Here is a 17,838-nt window from a genome sequence, read left to right as displayed (position 1 = left end):
ATATTTGGCCTCATTGTATAACTTAAAATCAAAGAAATTATGAGGAAAAATCACTTAATAAAAATCTATGCGCTATTGGTTTTGGTAGCCTGGGGATTTTCGGTTTCTGCACAGACAGTTTCTGCACCGCCATTTACCGAGACATTTGATAATACGTCAGTTCCTGTGGGTTGGTCAAATACCTCGTCTACAGGTAATACAAGTTATAAAGCATTATGGAGGCTCAGTGGACATCCTGGCTTTGCAATGAATGGTACAGTAGATCATACGGGGAATGGAGGTTCGTTTGCCTGGGTTGATGGTTCCTCTCCTAACAATCTGATTTCAATTTTAGAAACCGATACTGTGAATATAAATGGTTTTATAAATCCAAAATTACGTTTTTGGTTAAAAAGTGATATTACAGGATACAATACCACTTTTAATACATTTAGTGTCGATGTATTTGACGGAGCAACCTGGCATACCGGAGTTTTTACATTTGCCAATAATACGGCTAATCGAGATTGGGAACAGTTCTCTATCCCATTATCAGCATACACTTTCAGTGGACCTCCGAAATTCCGTTTTAATGTAAATCAAAATGGGAGCACACCATATTTCAACGATATTGCATTAGATGATATTGAGGTTTTTTCTGATTTAGTAAATAATTCTGGTTTAACTGCAGTATTAAATCCTGAACTTCCGGGATGTACTTTGGATTCTGTCGTTACTGTAGAATTGAAAAACTATGGATCTGGAAACCTGACTTCTGCCCAAATCAACTGGTCAATTAATGGTAATCTCCAAATGCCTTATTCCTGGACGGGGTCTTTAGCAACAAATGATTTAGATACTGTTGTTGTAGGTACAAATTCAAATATCGCTTTTGGCGATACCATAGATGTGTGGACCTCAATGCCAAATGGTGTTACGGATTCATCTACATACAATGACTCTACGCAGTTGGTGTACACTCAGGGTTATAGTGGTGTAATCACCATTGATCCTTCGGGAGCAGGTGATTTCGTTTCGTTTACAGATGCGATTAATAGCCTTAGTGCCTATGGAGTTTGTGGAAATTTGATTGTAGAAGCGGTAAATGGAACCTATACGGAGCAATTAAACCTTTCTACTTTTCCAGGGATGTCTTCTATGAATACTTTAACCTTCCGTTCACAATCCGGAAATGCAGATAGTGTGGTCATATCATATATTTCCTCAGGAAGTTCAGATAACTATATTTTGAAATTTGATCACGTTTCTAATATTTTGGTAGAGAATATGACTTTTCAAAACTTAGGACCTTCATACTCAAGAGTAGTTACTGCTTCAGGTGGTAATAAGAATATTACGATTGATGGATGTAAGTGGATTGGAATGCCAACGACTAATGGATCTAACGGTAATCAATATGTGTCATATATCAATGGAGGAGGTAATGATAATTGGACGATTAGGAATAATACTATTATAAATGGCAATTATGGGTTGTATTTTTATGGAACTAACGGAAATTACGGGGAAAATAATGTGATTGAAAGAAATGAGTTTGTTGATCAGTGGTACATATCTGCAAATTTCTACTATCAGGATGATGGTTTGTTTACTGAAAACCATGCTATATCTAACTCAACTCATCCTAGTGGTAGTTCTTTCTTTATAGGTGGGGCTCGTAGAATTGAAATTTCTAATAACCATGTTGAAGGGACTGTCAATTGGCCATCAACCGGGTTGTATTTAGCGAGTGTAAAAGGAGATTTGAATGCATCTGTATCAATTTATAATAACAGAGTGGTTATGCCTAAGCCAAACGCATGGAGAGGTATTTATGCTTCTGACTTGTTATTCGTTGAGTTTGCACATAACTCTGTATATATGAACAGTACTTCAACCTTTAACTCAGCGTTGTATTTCTCTGGTGGTAGTTTTAACAAAGTGAAAAACAATATCTTCATTAATGGAGGTTCTGGTGCTGCTGTTTATATCTCAGGTTCAGGTGTTTATGAAATGGATTATAACAATATCAGTGCGCCAAATGGAGGTGACATTGGTTATAGGGGGGGTACTACATATGCAACATTATCAGATTGGGTAACCGGAATTGGATTTGATTCAAACTCAGTGAATGTGAATGATGTAATTAGTGATACTTCTTCATTCAAAGTATGTAACGATTCGTTATGGGCAGTAGGTACTTATTTATCTGCTTACGCTATGGATTATCAAGGTGAGGTAAGGCAAGATCCTCCATGTATCGGGGCGGATGAGTTTATGCCGACTTCACAATTTGGATTCTCTGATTTGGTTTTATGTAATGGAGATACTTTAACATTGGTTCAAGAGTATTTTGATACAGTAGTATGGAACGCAACTGATACTTCAAATACGTATGATATTACCGCTCCGGCTACGCAACAAGTTTCGGTATACGATTTATGTGGATCTGATACTTCTGTATTCGATGTAATGCCACAGCAAGTAGCAGTAGTAGGAGATACCAACTTATGTGAGGGAACTTCAGCTACATTAAACACTGGGATTTCTGGTGGTACTTATCTATGGAGTAACGATGTGAATTCAAATACATTGACAGATTCAGTGATAATTGTTGATTCTGCAATGACCGTATACGTTGAAGTTGTGGATATGTATGGATGTAGCTCTATGGATACCGCAATTGTAACTCAAAGTATGGATGTGGTGTTGGCAGATACAGCAAGTTTCTGCGAAGGTGCAAATGTGGTATTAGATGCAAACATGCAGGGAACTTACTTATGGAGTGATGGTTCAACAAACCAAACTTTATCTGTAACAGCTCCTGGTATATATTCTGTGACTGTAACAGATCAAAACTGTGTAAGTTCAGCGTCTACGAATGTATCTGAAATTTTAAATGCTATAGCTTCGTTTAGTACTTCATCTTCACTTTATACAGCTGTATTTACAAATACATCGCAAAATGGAGTTTCTTATCTATGGAATTTTGGAGATGGGACAACCTCAACATACGAAAATCCAACGCACGCCTTTTCAAATACAAATGAGGATAGTCTATGTTACGTTGTGACGTTAGAAGTGACCAATAGTTGTGGGGCTGCTACGTATACAGATTATTGTGTAAAGGTAGGGAAATCAGTAAATCCGTTAAGTATTTCTGAAGTTGAGTTAGCCTCGTTAATCTCTGTATATCCAAATCCAAATGCTGGAATCTTTACAGTAAATGTGAAATCTGATGAGTCTAAGGATATGTCGATTGAGGTACTGGATGTAAGAGGGGCGCAGGTATTTGTACAATCTTACGGAAAAATAAATGGTGAGGTAAACAGAACTGTTAATCTGGAAGGAGTAGCACAAGGAATCTATTTTGTTAAAGTAACTTTAGATGGTGAAACAGCAGTTTATAGGATTTCCGTGAACTAGTAATTAGTTTCCAAAATAATTATAAAAGCCCGGGTGATATATCACCCGGGCTTTTCGATTTAAGCGTATTTAGTTCTTTAAAATTGATAATTGCCGTTTTAAAATAAAATGTATGCGATACGAATAAATAATATAGGGGGTTGGGTAAGATTAAGCTTTTTTTAAAAAAAATTTTGCATGAGAAATAATTACCGATATATTTGGAGACGTTATTTACCAATTTTAGAGAAATTTTATGAGAAAAAACTACGTTTACAAAACGATGCTGGTTTTGTTTGCGGTATTTTTAGGTACCGCCTTTACAAAAGTATCAGCGCAAAACTATGTGTATCTGGGTACGGGTACGACAACAACGGGAACGTTCCAAACGTTACCGACTCCATTTGGAACATATTACGAAGATAATAGAACGCAATACTTGGTATTGGCTTCTGAACTGCAAGCTTTAGGTGGAGCAGGTAGTGTTCTTAGTATTGGATTTGATGTAGCTACAGCAAATTCAAATGCAATGAATGGATTCAATATTCAGATGGGGCATACAACAGCTACATCTTTAACCGCATATGCTACTGGTTTAACTAATGTGTATTCTGGTACACACACCGCAACAACAGGATGGAATGGGTTTACATTTTCAGCTCCATTTGCTTGGGATGGTGTATCAAACATTGTTATTGAGGTTTGTTGGGATAATGGTGCATGGTACAGTAACAGTACTGTAAACTATACAGCAACAACTTTTAACTCTGTTTATGGTAGATATGCAGATGGTCAAACAGGGTGTGCTATGACTGGTAGTAGTGGATTTGGTAGTGACTTTATGGCAAGACCAAATATCCGTTTTGAGTTTAGTCCTCCTTTAGCTAACGATGCAGCAATTGGTGCTTTAACAAATCCAACTTTCCCAACTTGTGCTATGGATTCTGTAGTAAAAGTGGAGTTGAAAAACTTTGGTACAGCCAACCTGACATCAGCTACGGTAAACTGGACAATTAATGGTAATGTTCAGCCTGCTTATGCTTGGACTGGTAACATGGCTTCTTTTGGAGTGGATACTGTTACTTTAGGTACGGTTACTGGTGGATTAAATGATGGAGATAACATCGTAGTATGGTCTTCAATGCCAAATGCAGTTCCAGATAGTAACAACATCAATGATACATTAAATGTTTCAGTGTACAATTCTCTTTCAGGAACTTATACAATTGGTGCTACAGGTGACTTTACTTCATTTGCTGATGCAATCAATGCAATGAGTAACTACGGAATTTGTGCAGCTACTGTGTTTGAAGTAATGAACGGAACATATGTAGAGCAAATCCAATTAGAATCATATAACGGTATGTCTGCTGCTAATAATGTGACTTTTAGATCACAATCAGGAAATGTAGATAGTGTTATTGTTTCTTATTCTTCAACTAACAGTGGTGATAACTACGTGTTGAATTTCAACGGAGCTTCAAACTTCAGCTTTGAAGATATTACATTACAAAACTTAGGTGCAAGTTACTCTAGAGTTGTAACAACTAACACTTCAGGTGGTAATACACACATTACTATTGATGGTTGTAAATGGATTGGTATGCCATCGACTTCTACTTGGGATTCTGATGAGTATGCTTCTTATATTTATGGACCAGGTAACGACAACTGGACTTTAACTAACAATACAATTATGAATGGTAACTATGGATTATATTTCTATGGTAACTTCAGTTCTTATTGTAAAAATAATGTGGTAGAAAATAACCACTTTATGGATCAGTATTACAGATCTTCTTATTTCTACTATCAAGAAGACGGTATGTTCAACGAGAACTATGCAACTTCAAATACAACTTATAACTTTGGTTATGCAATGTATTTCGGACAAAACGTAAGAGTAGAAGTGCAAAGAAACCATATTGATGGTAATACTTCTTGGCCAAGTTACGGTTTATACTTTACAGGTATGACCGGAGACTTAAATGTATTTATGCCTGTTACAGACAACAGAGTAGTAATGCCAAAGCCAGCAGCAAGTAGAGGTATTTATGCTTCTAACTGTTTATTCGTTGAGTTTGCACATAACTCTGTATATATGAACAGTACTTCAAACTTCAGTCCAGCGTTGTATTTCACTGGTGGTAGTTTTAACAAAGTGAAAAACAATATCTTCATTAATGGAGGTTCTGGTGCTGCTGTTTATATCTCAGGTTCTGGTGTTTATGAAATGGATTATAACAATATCAGTGCGCCAAATGGTGGTAACATTGGTTATAGTGGTACTTCATATGCAACATTAGCGGACTGGGTAACTGGAACTGGATTTGATTCAAACTCAGTGAATGTGAATGATGTAATTAGTGATACTTCTTCATTCAAAGTATGTAACGATTCTTTATGGGGAGTTGGTACTTATTTATCTGCTTACGCTATGGATTATCAAGGTGATGTAAGACAAGATCCTCCATGTATTGGTGCAGATGAGTTCTTACCATTATCTCAGTTTGGATTTACAAATAGTCCGGTATTGTGTAACGGAGATACGTTGACTTTACAACAAGATTATTTTGATACTGTAGTATGGAATACAACTGATACATCTAATACGTATGACATTACAGCTCCAGGTACACAACAAGTTGCAGTATACGATCAATGTGGATCTGATACTTCTGTATTCGATGTAATGCCACAGCAAGTAGCAGTAGTAGGAGATACGAACTTATGTGAGGGTACTTCAGCTACATTAAACACTGGAATTTCTGGTGGTACTTATATGTGGAGTAACGATGTGAACTCAAATACTTCTACAGATTCAGTTGTAACTGTTGATTCTGCGATGACTGTTTATGTTGAGGTAGTGGATATGCATGGTTGTGCATCTGCAGATACTGCAATTGTGACACAAAGTATGGATGTAGTATTAGATGATTCCGCAAGCTTCTGTCAAGGTGCTAACGTTGTATTAGATGCAAACATGCAGGGAACTTACTTATGGAGTGATGGTTCTACAAACCAAACTTTATCAGTAACATCTCCAGGTACATATTCTGTGACTGTAACAGATCAAAACTGTGTAAGTTCAGCGTCTACGAATGTAACTGAGATTTTAGATGCAGTAGCTGCGTTTGCTGATTCTTCATCTCACTTTACTGTAGTGTTTACAAATACATCTCAAAACGGAACTTCATACTTATGGGATTTCGGTGATGGATCAACTTCTACAGATGAAAATCCAATTCACATTTATCCTTGGACAATTGAAGATAGTACTTGTATGGTTGTTACTTTAACTGTAACAAATAGCTGTGGATCTAACACTTATACAAACGATTGTGTAAGAGTAGGACAGTTAGTAAGTGTATCTGAAGTGGAGTTAGCATCGTTAATCTCTGTATATCCAAATCCAAATGCAGGAGTGTTTACAGTAAATGTAAAATCTGATGAGGCTAAGGATATGTCAGTAGAAGTACTAGATGTACGAGGATCACAAGTATTTGTACAGTCTTACGGAAAAGTAAATGGTGAAGTAAACAGAACCATTAACTTGGAAGGAGCAGCACAAGGAATCTATTTCGTCAAAGTAACCTTAGATGGTGAAACAGCAGTATATAGAATGGCTGTGAAATAAGATATAAGATAATATCAAATGAAAAGCCTCTCGAGCATTGCTTGAGAGGCTTTTTTTATATTAAAATTTAATAAAGAAAAATCTAAATATAAGCTGACGATTACTTTTTCTTAATGGAAATAACCACAGGAATTCCGGTAAAGTCGTATTGTTCTCTAAGTTTGTTTTCCAGGAACCTTTTATAAGGATCCTTTATATACTGTGGTAAGTTTGCAAAGAATGCAAATGCCGGGAAAGGCTTAGGCAACATGGTTACGTATTTGATCTTTATGAATTTACCTTTTATGGCTGGGGGAGGATATCGGTCAATTAGCGGTAAGAAGAATTCGTTTAATTCAGAAGTTTTGATTTTCTGATTTTTATTCTCGTAAACCTTTAGTGTAACATCCAAAGCCTTTAATAGACGCTGTTTATCCTTAACCGAAACAAATACCATTGGAACATCAACAAAAGGAGCGATACGCTCGCGAATAGTCTCTTCGTACTCTTTTATGGAGTTGGTTGTTTTGTTTTCAACTAAATCCCATTTATTGATTAGGATGACAACGCCCTTCTTGTTGCGTTGAATAAGACTGAAAATAGTAACATCCTGAACATTAAACCCAACAGTAGCGTCAATCATCAAGATACATACATCCGATTCCTCAATAGATTTAATTGTTCGGAGAGTAGAGTAGAACTCCAAATCTTCATGAACTTTTGATTTCTTTCTTAAACCAGCAGTATCTACAAAGTCAAATTCGAAACCATATGCATTAAAATGTGTGTTAATAGAGTCTCTGGTGGTTCCAGCTACCGGAGTAACAATATTTCGATCTTGTCCCGTAAGTTGGTTGATGAATGAAGACTTTCCTGCATTTGGACGTCCTACGACAGCAATTTTAGGAAATTCGCTTTCCTCTTTTGGTGTTTCTTCAGGAAGTCTTGCAACGACCTCGTCTAATAAATCACCTGTGCCTGACCCATTGATGGCAGAAATAGGAAAAACTTGCCCCATTCCCAATTGATAAAACTCAGCCGACATCATTTCTCGTTCTGAGTTATCCGCTTTGTTAGAGGCTAAAACAATGTTTTTACTATATGGACGGATAATGTTTGCGACTTCCTTGTCCAAATCAGTAAGTCCGTCTGCAGTATCCACTACAAAAACGATCATGTCGGCTTCATCCAGAGCATGTGAAACCTGGTTGCGAATTTCTTTTTCAAAGACATCATCACTTCCCGTAACATAGCCACCCGTATCGATAATGGTAAACTCTTTTCCGTTCCACTCTGATTTGCCGTAATGACGATCTCGTGTTACTCCACTAAATTCATTGACAATCGCATCACGCGATCCAACTAATCTATTGAATAATGTTGATTTACCTACATTAGGTCTTCCTATGATTGCTACAATTGCCATTAAATATAGTGTTAGTTTTCGTAACCGTATTTTTTAAGTTTCTTCGCGTTATCGCGCCAATTCTTATCGACTTTAACAAATACCTCCAAAAAGATTTTTGAGTTAAAAAACTCTTCAAGTTCTAATCTGGCATCTGTTCCAATAAGCTTTAATTTACTTCCACCTTTCCCGATCAAAATTCCTTTTTGGGAATCTCTTTCTACAATAATTTCAGCACGTATTCTAATAATGTTCGTCTCTCGAATAAAATCCGTAACAACAACCTCGGTAGAATATGGAACTTCTTTTTTGTACACTTTTAGGATTTGTTCTCGAATTTTTTCCGAAACAATAAAACGCTCGCTTTTATCGGTAAATTGATCTTTAGGGAAAAATGGAGGTGATTCCGGAAGTAGATCTAATAAAAGTGTTTTCAGTGATTCGATATTAAATGAATGCAATGCAGAAGTAGGTACAATCATAGACTTTGGAAATTGTGTTTTCCAGTAGTCAATTTTACGATCTAGCTCTTCTTGATCAATGGTATCAATTTTATTTAATGCAACAACAATAGGAATATCTAAGCTGTTGATTTTTTTCTGTATAGATTGATCTTTAAACTCTTTTTCGCCCGCTTCAACTACAATAAGAAAAATATCAGCATCACTTAAAGATTGATAAATGAAATTCATCATACTCTTGTGAAGACGATATGCTGGATCTACAATTCCAGGTAAATCTGAGAAGATCATTTGATAATTTTCTTCATTTACCATACCCAAAATACGATGTCTGGTCGTTTGTGCTTTTGAGGTAATAATAGATAACTTATCTCCTACCAATTGGTTAGCCAATGTGGACTTGCCAACATTTGGGCTCCCAATCATATTAATAAAACCGGCTTTGTGCATTTATTTAAATTAGTTTGCAAAGAAACGAAAAATATGTATATATTTGCACCCCCGAAACGGAAATCACTACTTAATCACAAAGACATATCGCGGGGTGGAGCAGTCGGTAGCTCGTTGGGCTCATAACCCAAAGGTCGCAGGTTCGAGTCCTGTCCCCGCCACTATTAAAGTCCTTAGGTGTTTCCTAAGGACTTTTTTTATGGCAGCTAATTTTACAACATACGTTTTATATTCTGAGAAATACGACAAGATATATGTTGGATATACATCAGATTTGGAAAGTCGTTTGCGATCTCATAATGAATTAGCCACTAAAGGTTGGACAATAACATATCGCCCATGGGAGGTAATATATAAAGAAGAGTTTTCAACCAGGTCCAAGGCGATGAAAAGAGAAAAAGAGTTAAAGTCAAGTAGAGGTAGACATTTTATAAGAACAAAAATATTGTAGGGCTCATATCCGTCAGCTGACGGACGCAGGTTCGAGTCCTGTCTCCGCCACTATTAAAGTCCTTAGGAAGCCTAAGGACTTTTTTATTTTTTAATTATAGTAATATGGATTAAATGAGTATTTTCTCAGCTAAGAAGAAGTGTCAAATCAGGTTTGCAAAAAAAAATAAGATAAAAAAGAATAAAACTATAAATTTATCCGCCTATAGTGATAAATAAAACTAGATTCAAATTATATAAGATGAAAAGATCAGTAATAATATTTTACATTTTTTTTATTTCAATACCTCTATTTGCACAGACCTCAAATAGCCCTGTGAAGAAAGAGATACTTCTGAATGGAATATTTGTGACCTTTGATCAGTTTTTGGAGATGACTCCGTGTGAATATGATTCTATACAATTAAAAGATAGTCAAATTAATTTGCTGACAGTTAAAGATATAAATAGCTCATGTGAAGATTTCAAAAAGATCAATAGCTTGATTGCAATTTCATATGGAAATGAAGTTTATTATAACATGAGGTATAATATTGAGTTTTCTACCAAGAATAGATTTGCTAAATTGGTAGTGATCGGTCGCTATTGCGCTTTTGTGGTTGATGAGTCTATGCCTATGGTTATTCAAGGACAAGCGGGGTTTAATAGTGGAGGATTAGTTGGAGGTACAATTCTATCTGGAACTGGTGGAATTGGGAAAAACAAGATATATTTTATTGATACTAGGGTTGATCATAAATTAAAAGTCCTTTCAACCTCTCGACTGAAAGAATTATTAGAAGAAAACAAGAGTTTGCTTGAATCATTTGAGAATTCAGAACCCTCAGTTGAAGTATATATAGAATATTTAAGACAATTGAATGAGTTGTATCCATGATAAATAGCTTTCAGTAAAAAAATAAATCTCTTAAAGTTGTTTAAAGGAAATATTGCGGTTTATATCTCTGGTTGATATGTTTATTGGAGGGAATATGATGTACCTTTACTTGTCTTTAGCCAACAAGTAATACAATGCGAATAGCCTTCATTATATTAATAGCTTTACACGGAGGAATTCACTTGTTTGGATTCTTCAAAGCATTTGGAATTTCTGAATTCAATGCAATTAACCTACCTATATCTAGAATATCAGGAATTTTTTGGCTTTTGACTTCAATACTCTTTCTGCTTTCAGGAATCTTAATTTTAATTAGAAATGATTCATGGTGGATAAGTGGGTTTTTAGCTTTGATTTTTTCTCAGGGTTTAATCATTTCCTATTGGTCTGATGCCAAATTTGGTTCTATTGCCAATATGATTATCCTAATTGTAATAATAGGAGCGTATGCGCGTCAGAATTTTAAAAATGAAATTAGAGAGGAGCGGAAGGTTCTATTGAATAAAGAAGGTGTTATCAATCAGTCAATAGTTCAAGCGAGGGATATAGAAAGTTTGCCACCTATAGTTCAAAAATGGATGAGAAATAGTGGTGTAGTCGGAAAACCTATGGTTTCTAATGTGTTTTTGACGCAGAAGTTGGAGTTGAAGTTAAAGCCGGAACAGGAGGGGTGGAATAGTGGGTGCGCTGAGCAGTATTTTACGATTCAAAGTCCAGCTTTTAATTGGAGTATGAATACCCAAATGAATCAGGTTCTTAATGTTACTGGTAGAGATAAGTTTGAAGATGGTAGGGGAGAAATGATGATCAGGCTATTATCTTTTATTCCGGTGGCTGATGTTAAAAATGATTTCAAAATAAATCAAGCATCATTACAAAGATTTTTAGCTGAAATTGTTTGGTTTCCTTCAGCTGCATTAAGTCCATATATTCAGTGGGAGAAGATCGATGAAAATTCTGCAAGAGCAACAATGACTTATAATGGTACAAAAGGTTCTGGAGTGTTCTTTTTTGATGAGGATGGAACGTTTAAAAATTTTGTAGCGATGCGGTTTAAAGATAAAGAGGATACAGCGCCTACGGAGTGGATTGTTACTGCTACCAAAACAGAAAAGAGAAATGGGATTAAAATACCTGTAGAGTGTGAAGCAAGTTGGATGGTGGAGAATGAACAGTGGACATGGTTAAGATTAAAAATACAAAGTATTGCGTATGACGTTGGAGAAATACATGAACAAGATGGTGTGCGTAAATGATGAATAAGTAGAATATTAACCTACTTTTAGCAACCGATTATACTAGATTGAATTTTGTAAGATGAAAAATATATTCACGAAAATCATATGGGTAATAACTCTATACCTTGTTTCGAATTTAGGAATTACCCAGACATCAAATATTCAAATTGAATTTATTGGAAACTGTGGGTTGTATATGACAGATGGAATAACAAATCTCTATATTGATTTTCCATATAAGTCAGGTGCGCATAAATATATGGAGTTTGAGGCGTCAGAATTGGATAGTCTAAAACAGAATTCGATTTATATTTTCACGCATAAACATTCGGATCATTATTCTAAAAAGAGTCTAAAAACGGTTCTTAAAGAGAAAGGTGGGCAAACTTATGGCCCCTGGAATATTGAAGAATTAGAAAATTTGGGAAATTCGATTCCTAATTTCGAAATCAAAGCATTTAAAACAGAGCATAAGTTTTGGGGAATTTCCTTCAAACATTATTCTTACTCGATCAATTGGCACGGAAAGAGAATATACTTATCAGGGGACACAGAAAGTGCTGAAACTATTGGTGAAATTAAAGATATAGATTGGGCTTTTGTTCCTTATTGGTTACTGCTTGATGCTGCGGAAAAGGATATAAAAATTGATGCGGATATGTTCTATATCTATCATCTTGCTTCTGTTCAGGCTCCAAGTGCCAGAAAGAAGTGGGGAGAGATAGAAAATATTCATCCACTGGTGGATCAGGGAGAAGTGATCATCCTGGATATTTAGAGGAAATAGGTGGTAAGGTATGATCCAGAACTTAATAGACTATTTTGAAAAACATGTTTCACTTGATGAGATAGAAAAGCAATTCATAAGAGAACATATTCCTGTCCGATCCTTCAAAAAGGGAGAGTTATTGCTATCCGAAGGTGAAGTTTCAAATGAGTTTTATTTTATTCTGGAAGGAGGGATCAGACTCTATTATAATGTGGGAATTGAAGAGAAAACAGCTTTTTTCTATTTTGAAAATATGTTTGTGAGCTCCTATGAAAGTTTTACCAAAAGGACAGCTTCCAATCATAATTTAGAAGCAATCGAGGAAACAAAGGTGGCTGTTGTTTCGTTTGAAATGGCTTTTAAGCTTCTTGAATTGTTTCCAAAGTTTGAATTCTTAGCAAGAATAATGATGGAAGAAGAACTGATCGTATATCAGGAAATTGTTTCTTCATTTATTACACTGAGTGCTGAACAGCGGTATCAGAAACTATTAGAAAATAAGAGTCCGCTCATTCAGCGAATCCCTCAATACCAGTTAGCAACTTTTTTAGGGGTTACTCCTGAGACTTTGAGCCGAATCAGAAAACGAATGTATCGTTAATTTGTTTATTGACGTTTGTCAATTGACTTAACCTGTACGAGAGAATACTTTTGATTTTTAATAATTAGAAGTATGAAAAAAGCATATTTGACTTTAACAATTATTGGAACAATCTTGCCAAATATTTTTGTGATGAAGGAGTCTATTCAATCGGGTAACTACTTACTATATGTAAATCCACTAGAAACGTTTAAGGGAATGTTTGCCAATAATATTTCATCCGCATTTGTTGTTGATTTATTATTTATAGTAGTCTTATTTCTCATGTGGTCATATCGTGAGGCCAAAAGAAAAAAGATGAAAAGGGTGTATCTGTTTTGGTTATACACGTTTGCATTCGGAATAGCCGGAGGACTTCCTTTATTTCTCTTTTTTAGGGAGAATAAGGTCCATGAATCGCAGTCTTATACATAGAGGTTGAATCATAATTTGTACTTCAATCCATATTGTAGGATAGATGTATATCTTTCAACGCCATCAATATCTCTATTGTGATAGTAGAACTGATGCATTAATGTGACAAAGATTCTTTTAGTTACAAACATTTCTAATGTCAGATTATTATTTCCGCCACCATAAGTGTGATCATCACTGGAATAATAACCTGCAAGTTCCCACTTAAGATTTAAATGATCGGATATAGGAAAATAAGCACGGATTAAAGTTCCAAAACCTAAAGCGGTATGAGATGATTCATGATAAAATTTGAAGTATAAATACCCAGTAGATAGATGAAATTGAAAGTATTTTGTCGGTGTGTTAGGTATGAGGTTAATTCCTAAACCGATGCTGTTGAATGATGAGCCATCAATTAGGTATGTTTTAGCAAAGCCGTTTACACTTTGAAAATAGGGATAAATCTTTTTGCTGTTTTGGTGTTGATACAGTCCATTGAACCAAAAATCATTGATGGGGCTGTAGCCTTGAATTATTAGAAAATTGTAGCTGGAGGAAATTTCAGAATACCATTTATTGGTGCGTAGTTTAAGTTGTCCATTTGGCATTAAACTCAGTTGCTCCAGATTTCCTTTTTGCCAAATTCCTATTAAGCCAATTTCTAAATTGATTTTCAAAGAATCCTGAGTAGCTTCTTGACCTTTAATTGATATTCCGGAATATAAGATGATGAGTATTGCAAGACATTGTTTCATGATCAAACCTTTTTAATATTCGTGTGTACGAGTGATGATTTCTTACTTGCAAATTTGAATGAGTTTTAAGGTTTGAGAAAGGTGCTTATTCTTCTAAAAAGGGTAAAAAATAGTCAAAATGGAATACCTGAAAATGGGACGGGAGAATAGATAATAGGGAAGCTGTTATTGCTAATAAAGGAAAGGGGATAGAGTAGAGCGTAAAAAAAAGCGTCAGAAAAATGATTCATTCTGACGCTTTCAATGATATTAATAGTTTAACAATGCGCTCATCGCATCATATGCTTTGTCCGCATTAGGTAACATTGTTTCTTCCAAAACAGAGTTTAATGGAATGGCAGGTACATCTGCAGCAGCCAAAACTTTTACAGGTGCGTCCAGTTGCTCAAAACAAACGTCTTGAATCCAACCAGCTAAACCTCTGGCAAATGTTTGACCATCCGGTTCCTCGGTAATAATTAAACACTTATTGTGTTTTTGAACACGTTCTACAATTAGGTCTTTGTCTAACGGAGCCAATGAACGTAAATCAACTACCTCTATTTGTCCTTTTAGTTTTTTAGCTGCATTCTGAGCCCAGTGTACACCCATGCCATAGGTTATTACTGCTAGAGAATATCCTTTTTGAATATTCTCATCAGTCGCTTCTAAGCAAATTCTACCTTTACCAATTGGAATCACGTAATTCTCATCCGGTTCAATAGTCATCGCTTTTTCAGTCCCTTTAACTTTACTCCAGTATAAACCTTTATGTTCGAAGATTACCACCGGGTTTGGATCGTAGAAAGCTGCTTTCATTAAGCCTTTCATGTCCGCACCAGTAGATGGATAGACCACTTTAATTCCTTTGATATTGGTTACGATACTTTCCATTGAAGAAGAATGGAAAGGGCCTCCGGAACCATAAGCTCCGGTAGGAACACGTATAACAGAAGATATAGGCCATTTACCATTTGATAAATAATAAGATCTACTTAATTCTGTGAAAAGTTGATTTAAAGCAGGCCAGATATAATCTGCAAATTGAACTTCAACAATAGGTTTACATCCTGCAATAGACATTCCTGCAGTACTACCTATAATAAAGGCTTCCTGAATCGGTGTATTGAATACACGGTGGTTTCCAAAAGTCTGCGCTAAAGTTGCAGCCTCTCTAAATACACCACCTAATCGACCACCAACATCCTGTCCATAAAGTAGTGCTTCCGGATGTTTCTCCATGATTTCTCGTACAGCAAAAAGTGCAGAGTCAACCATTACAGTTTTTTCTTTCCCTTTTGGCGCTCTTTCACCTTTTTCCTCAGTAATAGGAGTTGGAGCATAGTCATACAAGAATAAATCTTCAGGACTTGGATCTTCCGCTTTTAAAGCTTTATCAAAATCAGCTAAAACCTGTGCTTGAGAATCCGATTCAATCTGATCCAATTCTTTTTCAGACATGCCATGATCAAGCAATTGTTGTCTGAACCTAGGATATGGATCTTTTGCCTGAGCTTCATCTAAATCATCTCTATACCATTCTCTTCTCACACCAGATGTATGATGTGCCAGTAAAGGTACACTCGCACGAATTAAGAATGGCCTGCGCTCCTCACGCATTGTTTTAATAATTTTTTGAAGAGCAGTATATGATTCAAAAAAGTCTGCACCATCTATTTCTATGATTTCAATTCCTTTAAAACCTTTTGCATATTCAGCAGAGTTTTGAAGTCTGATTTCAGAAGAGTGTGCAGAAATGTCCCATTCGTTGTCCTGAACAAAATATAATATGGGTAGCTGTTTTAAAGCAGCCATGTGCAAAGCTTCCGAAATTTCCCCCTCGGTCATTGCAGCATCGCCAATAGAGCATACCACAACGGCTTTTTCATCCTTAGGTGTATATCCAATATGTTCTTTCTCACGATACTGAACTCCCATGGCTAATCCGGTTGCAGGAATAGCTTGCATACCCGTAGCAGATGATTGATAAGGAATTTTTGGTTTATCCGCATCATTTAAAGATGGATGCGAATAATATAAACGGCCTCCGGAAAAAGGATCATCCTTTTTCGCTAATAACTGAAGCATTAAATCATAAGGAGTCACTCCAGTTCCTAACAGAATTGAATCATCTCTATAATAAGGTGAAACATAATCCTGAGGTAGTAATTGTAAACTTAAAGCCAATTGTACCGCTTCATGCCCCATGGATGTTGCATGAACATACTTTCCGGTAATCTCTTTTTTGTCTTCATAAAGATGAGACATTGCGCGTGCCTGAGTCATTAGTCTCCACGCCTTCAATAAGGTATCACGATCTATTGAAAGATCGGTTTTTTCCATTACTGTTTTTTGTACTCCCATTAAATGCCGTATAATAATTGGCTATAAAGGTAAAAAATAATTTTAAACTTTGGGTACAAATAAGAAAGCCAGTTTATTATTTTGATAAACTGGCTTTTCAACGAATATTATATAAGTGTTAGTACGTATATGTAAAACCTACGCCAACTGTTTCTTTAAATTGAACTGCCGGGCCAATGTGTGTTGGTTCTCCCAAATTGTTCTTTTCTAATACGATTGAAATGTCTTCATCGTAGATCAAGTTGGTGGTTACTGTACAAGAAATATACTTGTTTACTTTCATAAGTAAAGTAAGGTTCCAGTTGACATCAATAGCACCAAAATTGTGTAAATAATCAGAGAAGAAGTCTGCTTGAGTACTCAAAGTAACATTTTCAATAAGCTCTTTTTTGATGCTGATTTTGGCATACGCACCAAATTCGTTTCTCACATTTTTACCTACATCGTTACCGTATTTTCCTTTACCCGTTCCTGCACCTGCATCATCAACTACTTCTAAATTAGCAATAGAGTCATTCAATACAAAAGTGATTTTACCAGTTACCGGAGAAAGATTCACATTAAGCCAATCACCTTTTTTGTAATTAGCACCAATACCAGTTAATAAATATCCAGGAGCCATTAAATCTGAGATTCTTAGATTAACATCATCAGGATCGAAGCCCTCTGCAAATTGTGAACGTAATGTTGCAAAAACATTGACGTCCCATTTATCGTTTAGTTGACGCCCAAACTTAGTCCCAACTTCCCACCTATCATCCGATTTGGTCAGGTCATTCTTACCTTGTTGGATTAAACCATAAGCTAAATCTACGTAGTTGTCCCAGCTGATTTTACCCTTTTTATAGTTATATACACTTTTATATAAGAGTGTAGCAGAGAAACTTGGTTCACCACCACCTTGCCAGCGGTATAATCCCACTTGATTTAACATTAGTCCTACGCCACCTTCAATAGTCCAGTATTTAGGGGCAGCGGTATCTGCAGCGGTTGTATCGCCTGCAGCAGGTTTAGCAGCGTCTTGTGCTGAGGCCATAGTAGCCATTGATAGTATAGCAAAAGAGAGTAATAGTTTTTTCATGTTTAAAATTTG

The 17,838-nt window shown here is 35.9% G+C and carries 13 protein-coding genes and 1 tRNA gene; 9 read left to right on the top strand and 5 right to left on the bottom strand.

All coding sequences use genetic code 11. The features are described 5' to 3' along the window. Nucleotides 1-39 precede the first annotated feature (39 nt). Together KFE94_04780 and KFE94_04775 are read left to right on the top strand one after the other, a co-directional pair. Nucleotides 40-3,405: a T9SS type A sorting domain-containing protein gene (locus KFE94_04780; GenBank protein ID UTW67430.1), complete on the top strand. Its 3,366-nt coding sequence runs from the start codon at nt 40-42 to the stop codon at nt 3,403-3,405. 235 nt (nt 3,406-3,640) lie between these two features. After that, nucleotides 3,641-7,021 carry a T9SS type A sorting domain-containing protein gene (locus KFE94_04775; protein ID UTW67429.1) on the top strand — a complete coding sequence of 1,127 codons (3,381 nt, stop codon included), beginning with the start codon at nt 3,641-3,643 and terminating at the stop codon, nt 7,019-7,021. A 100-nt stretch (nt 7,022-7,121) separates the two neighbouring features. Here the strand turns inward: KFE94_04775 and der are convergent, their stop codons facing one another. Then, the gene (gene der / locus KFE94_04770; GenBank protein ID UTW67428.1) at nt 7,122-8,426 is read right to left on the bottom strand and encodes a ribosome biogenesis GTPase Der; all 1,305 of its coding nucleotides are present in this window, start codon (nt 8,424-8,426) and stop codon (nt 7,122-7,124) included. Nucleotides 8,427-8,437: 11 nt separating this feature from the next. Continuing rightward, nucleotides 8,438-9,316, bottom strand: coding sequence for a GTPase Era (gene era / locus KFE94_04765; protein UTW67427.1), 879 nt, complete (start codon nt 9,314-9,316; stop codon nt 8,438-8,440). An 88-nt stretch (nt 9,317-9,404) separates the two neighbouring features. Between era and KFE94_04760 the strand changes: the two genes are divergently transcribed. The 7 genes from KFE94_04760 (at nt 9,405) to KFE94_04730 (ending at nt 13,665) form a co-directional block, all read left to right on the top strand. Then, nucleotides 9,405-9,477 (top strand) — tRNA-Met (locus tag KFE94_04760). 38 nt (nt 9,478-9,515) lie between these two features. After that, the gene (locus KFE94_04755) at nt 9,516-9,767 is read left to right on the top strand and encodes a GIY-YIG nuclease family protein (GenBank protein ID UTW67426.1); all 252 of its coding nucleotides are present in this window, start codon (nt 9,516-9,518) and stop codon (nt 9,765-9,767) included. A gap of 240 nt (nt 9,768-10,007) precedes the next feature. Further along, a complete protein-coding gene (locus tag KFE94_04750; protein UTW67425.1) occupies nt 10,008-10,643 on the top strand; it encodes a hypothetical protein in 636 nt (211 codons plus the stop codon). A 134-nt stretch (nt 10,644-10,777) separates the two neighbouring features. After that, a complete protein-coding gene (locus KFE94_04745) occupies nt 10,778-11,899 on the top strand; it encodes a hypothetical protein (protein UTW67424.1) in 1,122 nt (373 codons plus the stop codon). A gap of 61 nt (nt 11,900-11,960) precedes the next feature. Next, a complete protein-coding gene (locus tag KFE94_04740; protein UTW67423.1) occupies nt 11,961-12,659 on the top strand; it encodes an MBL fold metallo-hydrolase in 699 nt (232 codons plus the stop codon). Between the two features lie 19 nt (nt 12,660-12,678). Beyond that, nucleotides 12,679-13,251 carry a Crp/Fnr family transcriptional regulator gene (locus KFE94_04735; GenBank protein UTW67422.1) on the top strand — a complete coding sequence of 191 codons (573 nt, stop codon included), beginning with the start codon at nt 12,679-12,681 and terminating at the stop codon, nt 13,249-13,251. A 72-nt stretch (nt 13,252-13,323) separates the two neighbouring features. After that, the gene (locus KFE94_04730) at nt 13,324-13,665 is read left to right on the top strand and encodes a DUF2834 domain-containing protein (GenBank protein UTW67421.1); all 342 of its coding nucleotides are present in this window, start codon (nt 13,324-13,326) and stop codon (nt 13,663-13,665) included. A gap of 8 nt (nt 13,666-13,673) precedes the next feature. Here the strand turns inward: KFE94_04730 and KFE94_04725 are convergent, their stop codons facing one another. From KFE94_04725 to KFE94_04715, 3 genes are all read right to left on the bottom strand, one after another. Continuing rightward, a complete protein-coding gene (locus tag KFE94_04725) occupies nt 13,674-14,402 on the bottom strand; it encodes a hypothetical protein (protein UTW67420.1) in 729 nt (242 codons plus the stop codon). Between the two features lie 249 nt (nt 14,403-14,651). Beyond that, entirely contained in the window at nt 14,652-16,724 is a 2,073-nt protein-coding gene (locus tag KFE94_04720; protein UTW68212.1) for a tungsten formylmethanofuran dehydrogenase, read from the bottom strand. A gap of 139 nt (nt 16,725-16,863) precedes the next feature. Next, nucleotides 16,864-17,826, bottom strand: coding sequence for a DUF3078 domain-containing protein (locus KFE94_04715; GenBank protein ID UTW67419.1), 963 nt, complete (start codon nt 17,824-17,826; stop codon nt 16,864-16,866). Nucleotides 17,827-17,838 lie beyond the last annotated feature (12 nt).

This window comes from bacterium SCSIO 12643 (genome assembly GCA_024398135.1).
GTDB lineage: Bacteria > Bacteroidota > Bacteroidia > Flavobacteriales_G > Salibacteraceae > CAJXZP01.
The sequence above is the reverse complement of the archived record's forward strand: the minus strand, read 5'-3'. Positions and strand labels throughout refer to the sequence as shown.

Excerpts from the sequence above, each read along its gene's own strand:
- KFE94_04780 (UTW67430.1), top strand. The coding sequence starts at position 40 with ATGAGGAAAAATCACTTAATAAAAATCTATGCGCTATTGGTTTTGGTA.
- KFE94_04775 (UTW67429.1), top strand. The coding sequence starts at position 3,641 with ATGAGAAAAAACTACGTTTACAAAACGATGCTGGTTTTGTTTGCGGTA.
- der (UTW67428.1), bottom strand. The coding sequence starts at position 8,426 with ATGGCAATTGTAGCAATCATAGGAAGACCTAATGTAGGTAAATCAACA.
- era (UTW67427.1), bottom strand. The coding sequence starts at position 9,316 with ATGCACAAAGCCGGTTTTATTAATATGATTGGGAGCCCAAATGTTGGC.
- KFE94_04755 (UTW67426.1), top strand. The coding sequence starts at position 9,516 with ATGGCAGCTAATTTTACAACATACGTTTTATATTCTGAGAAATACGAC.
- KFE94_04750 (UTW67425.1), top strand. The coding sequence starts at position 10,008 with ATGAAAAGATCAGTAATAATATTTTACATTTTTTTTATTTCAATACCT.
- KFE94_04745 (UTW67424.1), top strand. The coding sequence starts at position 10,778 with ATGCGAATAGCCTTCATTATATTAATAGCTTTACACGGAGGAATTCAC.
- KFE94_04740 (UTW67423.1), top strand. The coding sequence starts at position 11,961 with ATGAAAAATATATTCACGAAAATCATATGGGTAATAACTCTATACCTT.
- KFE94_04735 (UTW67422.1), top strand. The coding sequence starts at position 12,679 with ATGATCCAGAACTTAATAGACTATTTTGAAAAACATGTTTCACTTGAT.
- KFE94_04730 (UTW67421.1), top strand. The coding sequence starts at position 13,324 with ATGAAAAAAGCATATTTGACTTTAACAATTATTGGAACAATCTTGCCA.
- KFE94_04725 (UTW67420.1), bottom strand. The coding sequence starts at position 14,402 with ATGAAACAATGTCTTGCAATACTCATCATCTTATATTCCGGAATATCA.
- KFE94_04720 (UTW68212.1), bottom strand. The coding sequence starts at position 16,724 with ATGGAAAAAACCGATCTTTCAATAGATCGTGATACCTTATTGAAGGCG.
- KFE94_04715 (UTW67419.1), bottom strand. The coding sequence starts at position 17,826 with ATGAAAAAACTATTACTCTCTTTTGCTATACTATCAATGGCTACTATG.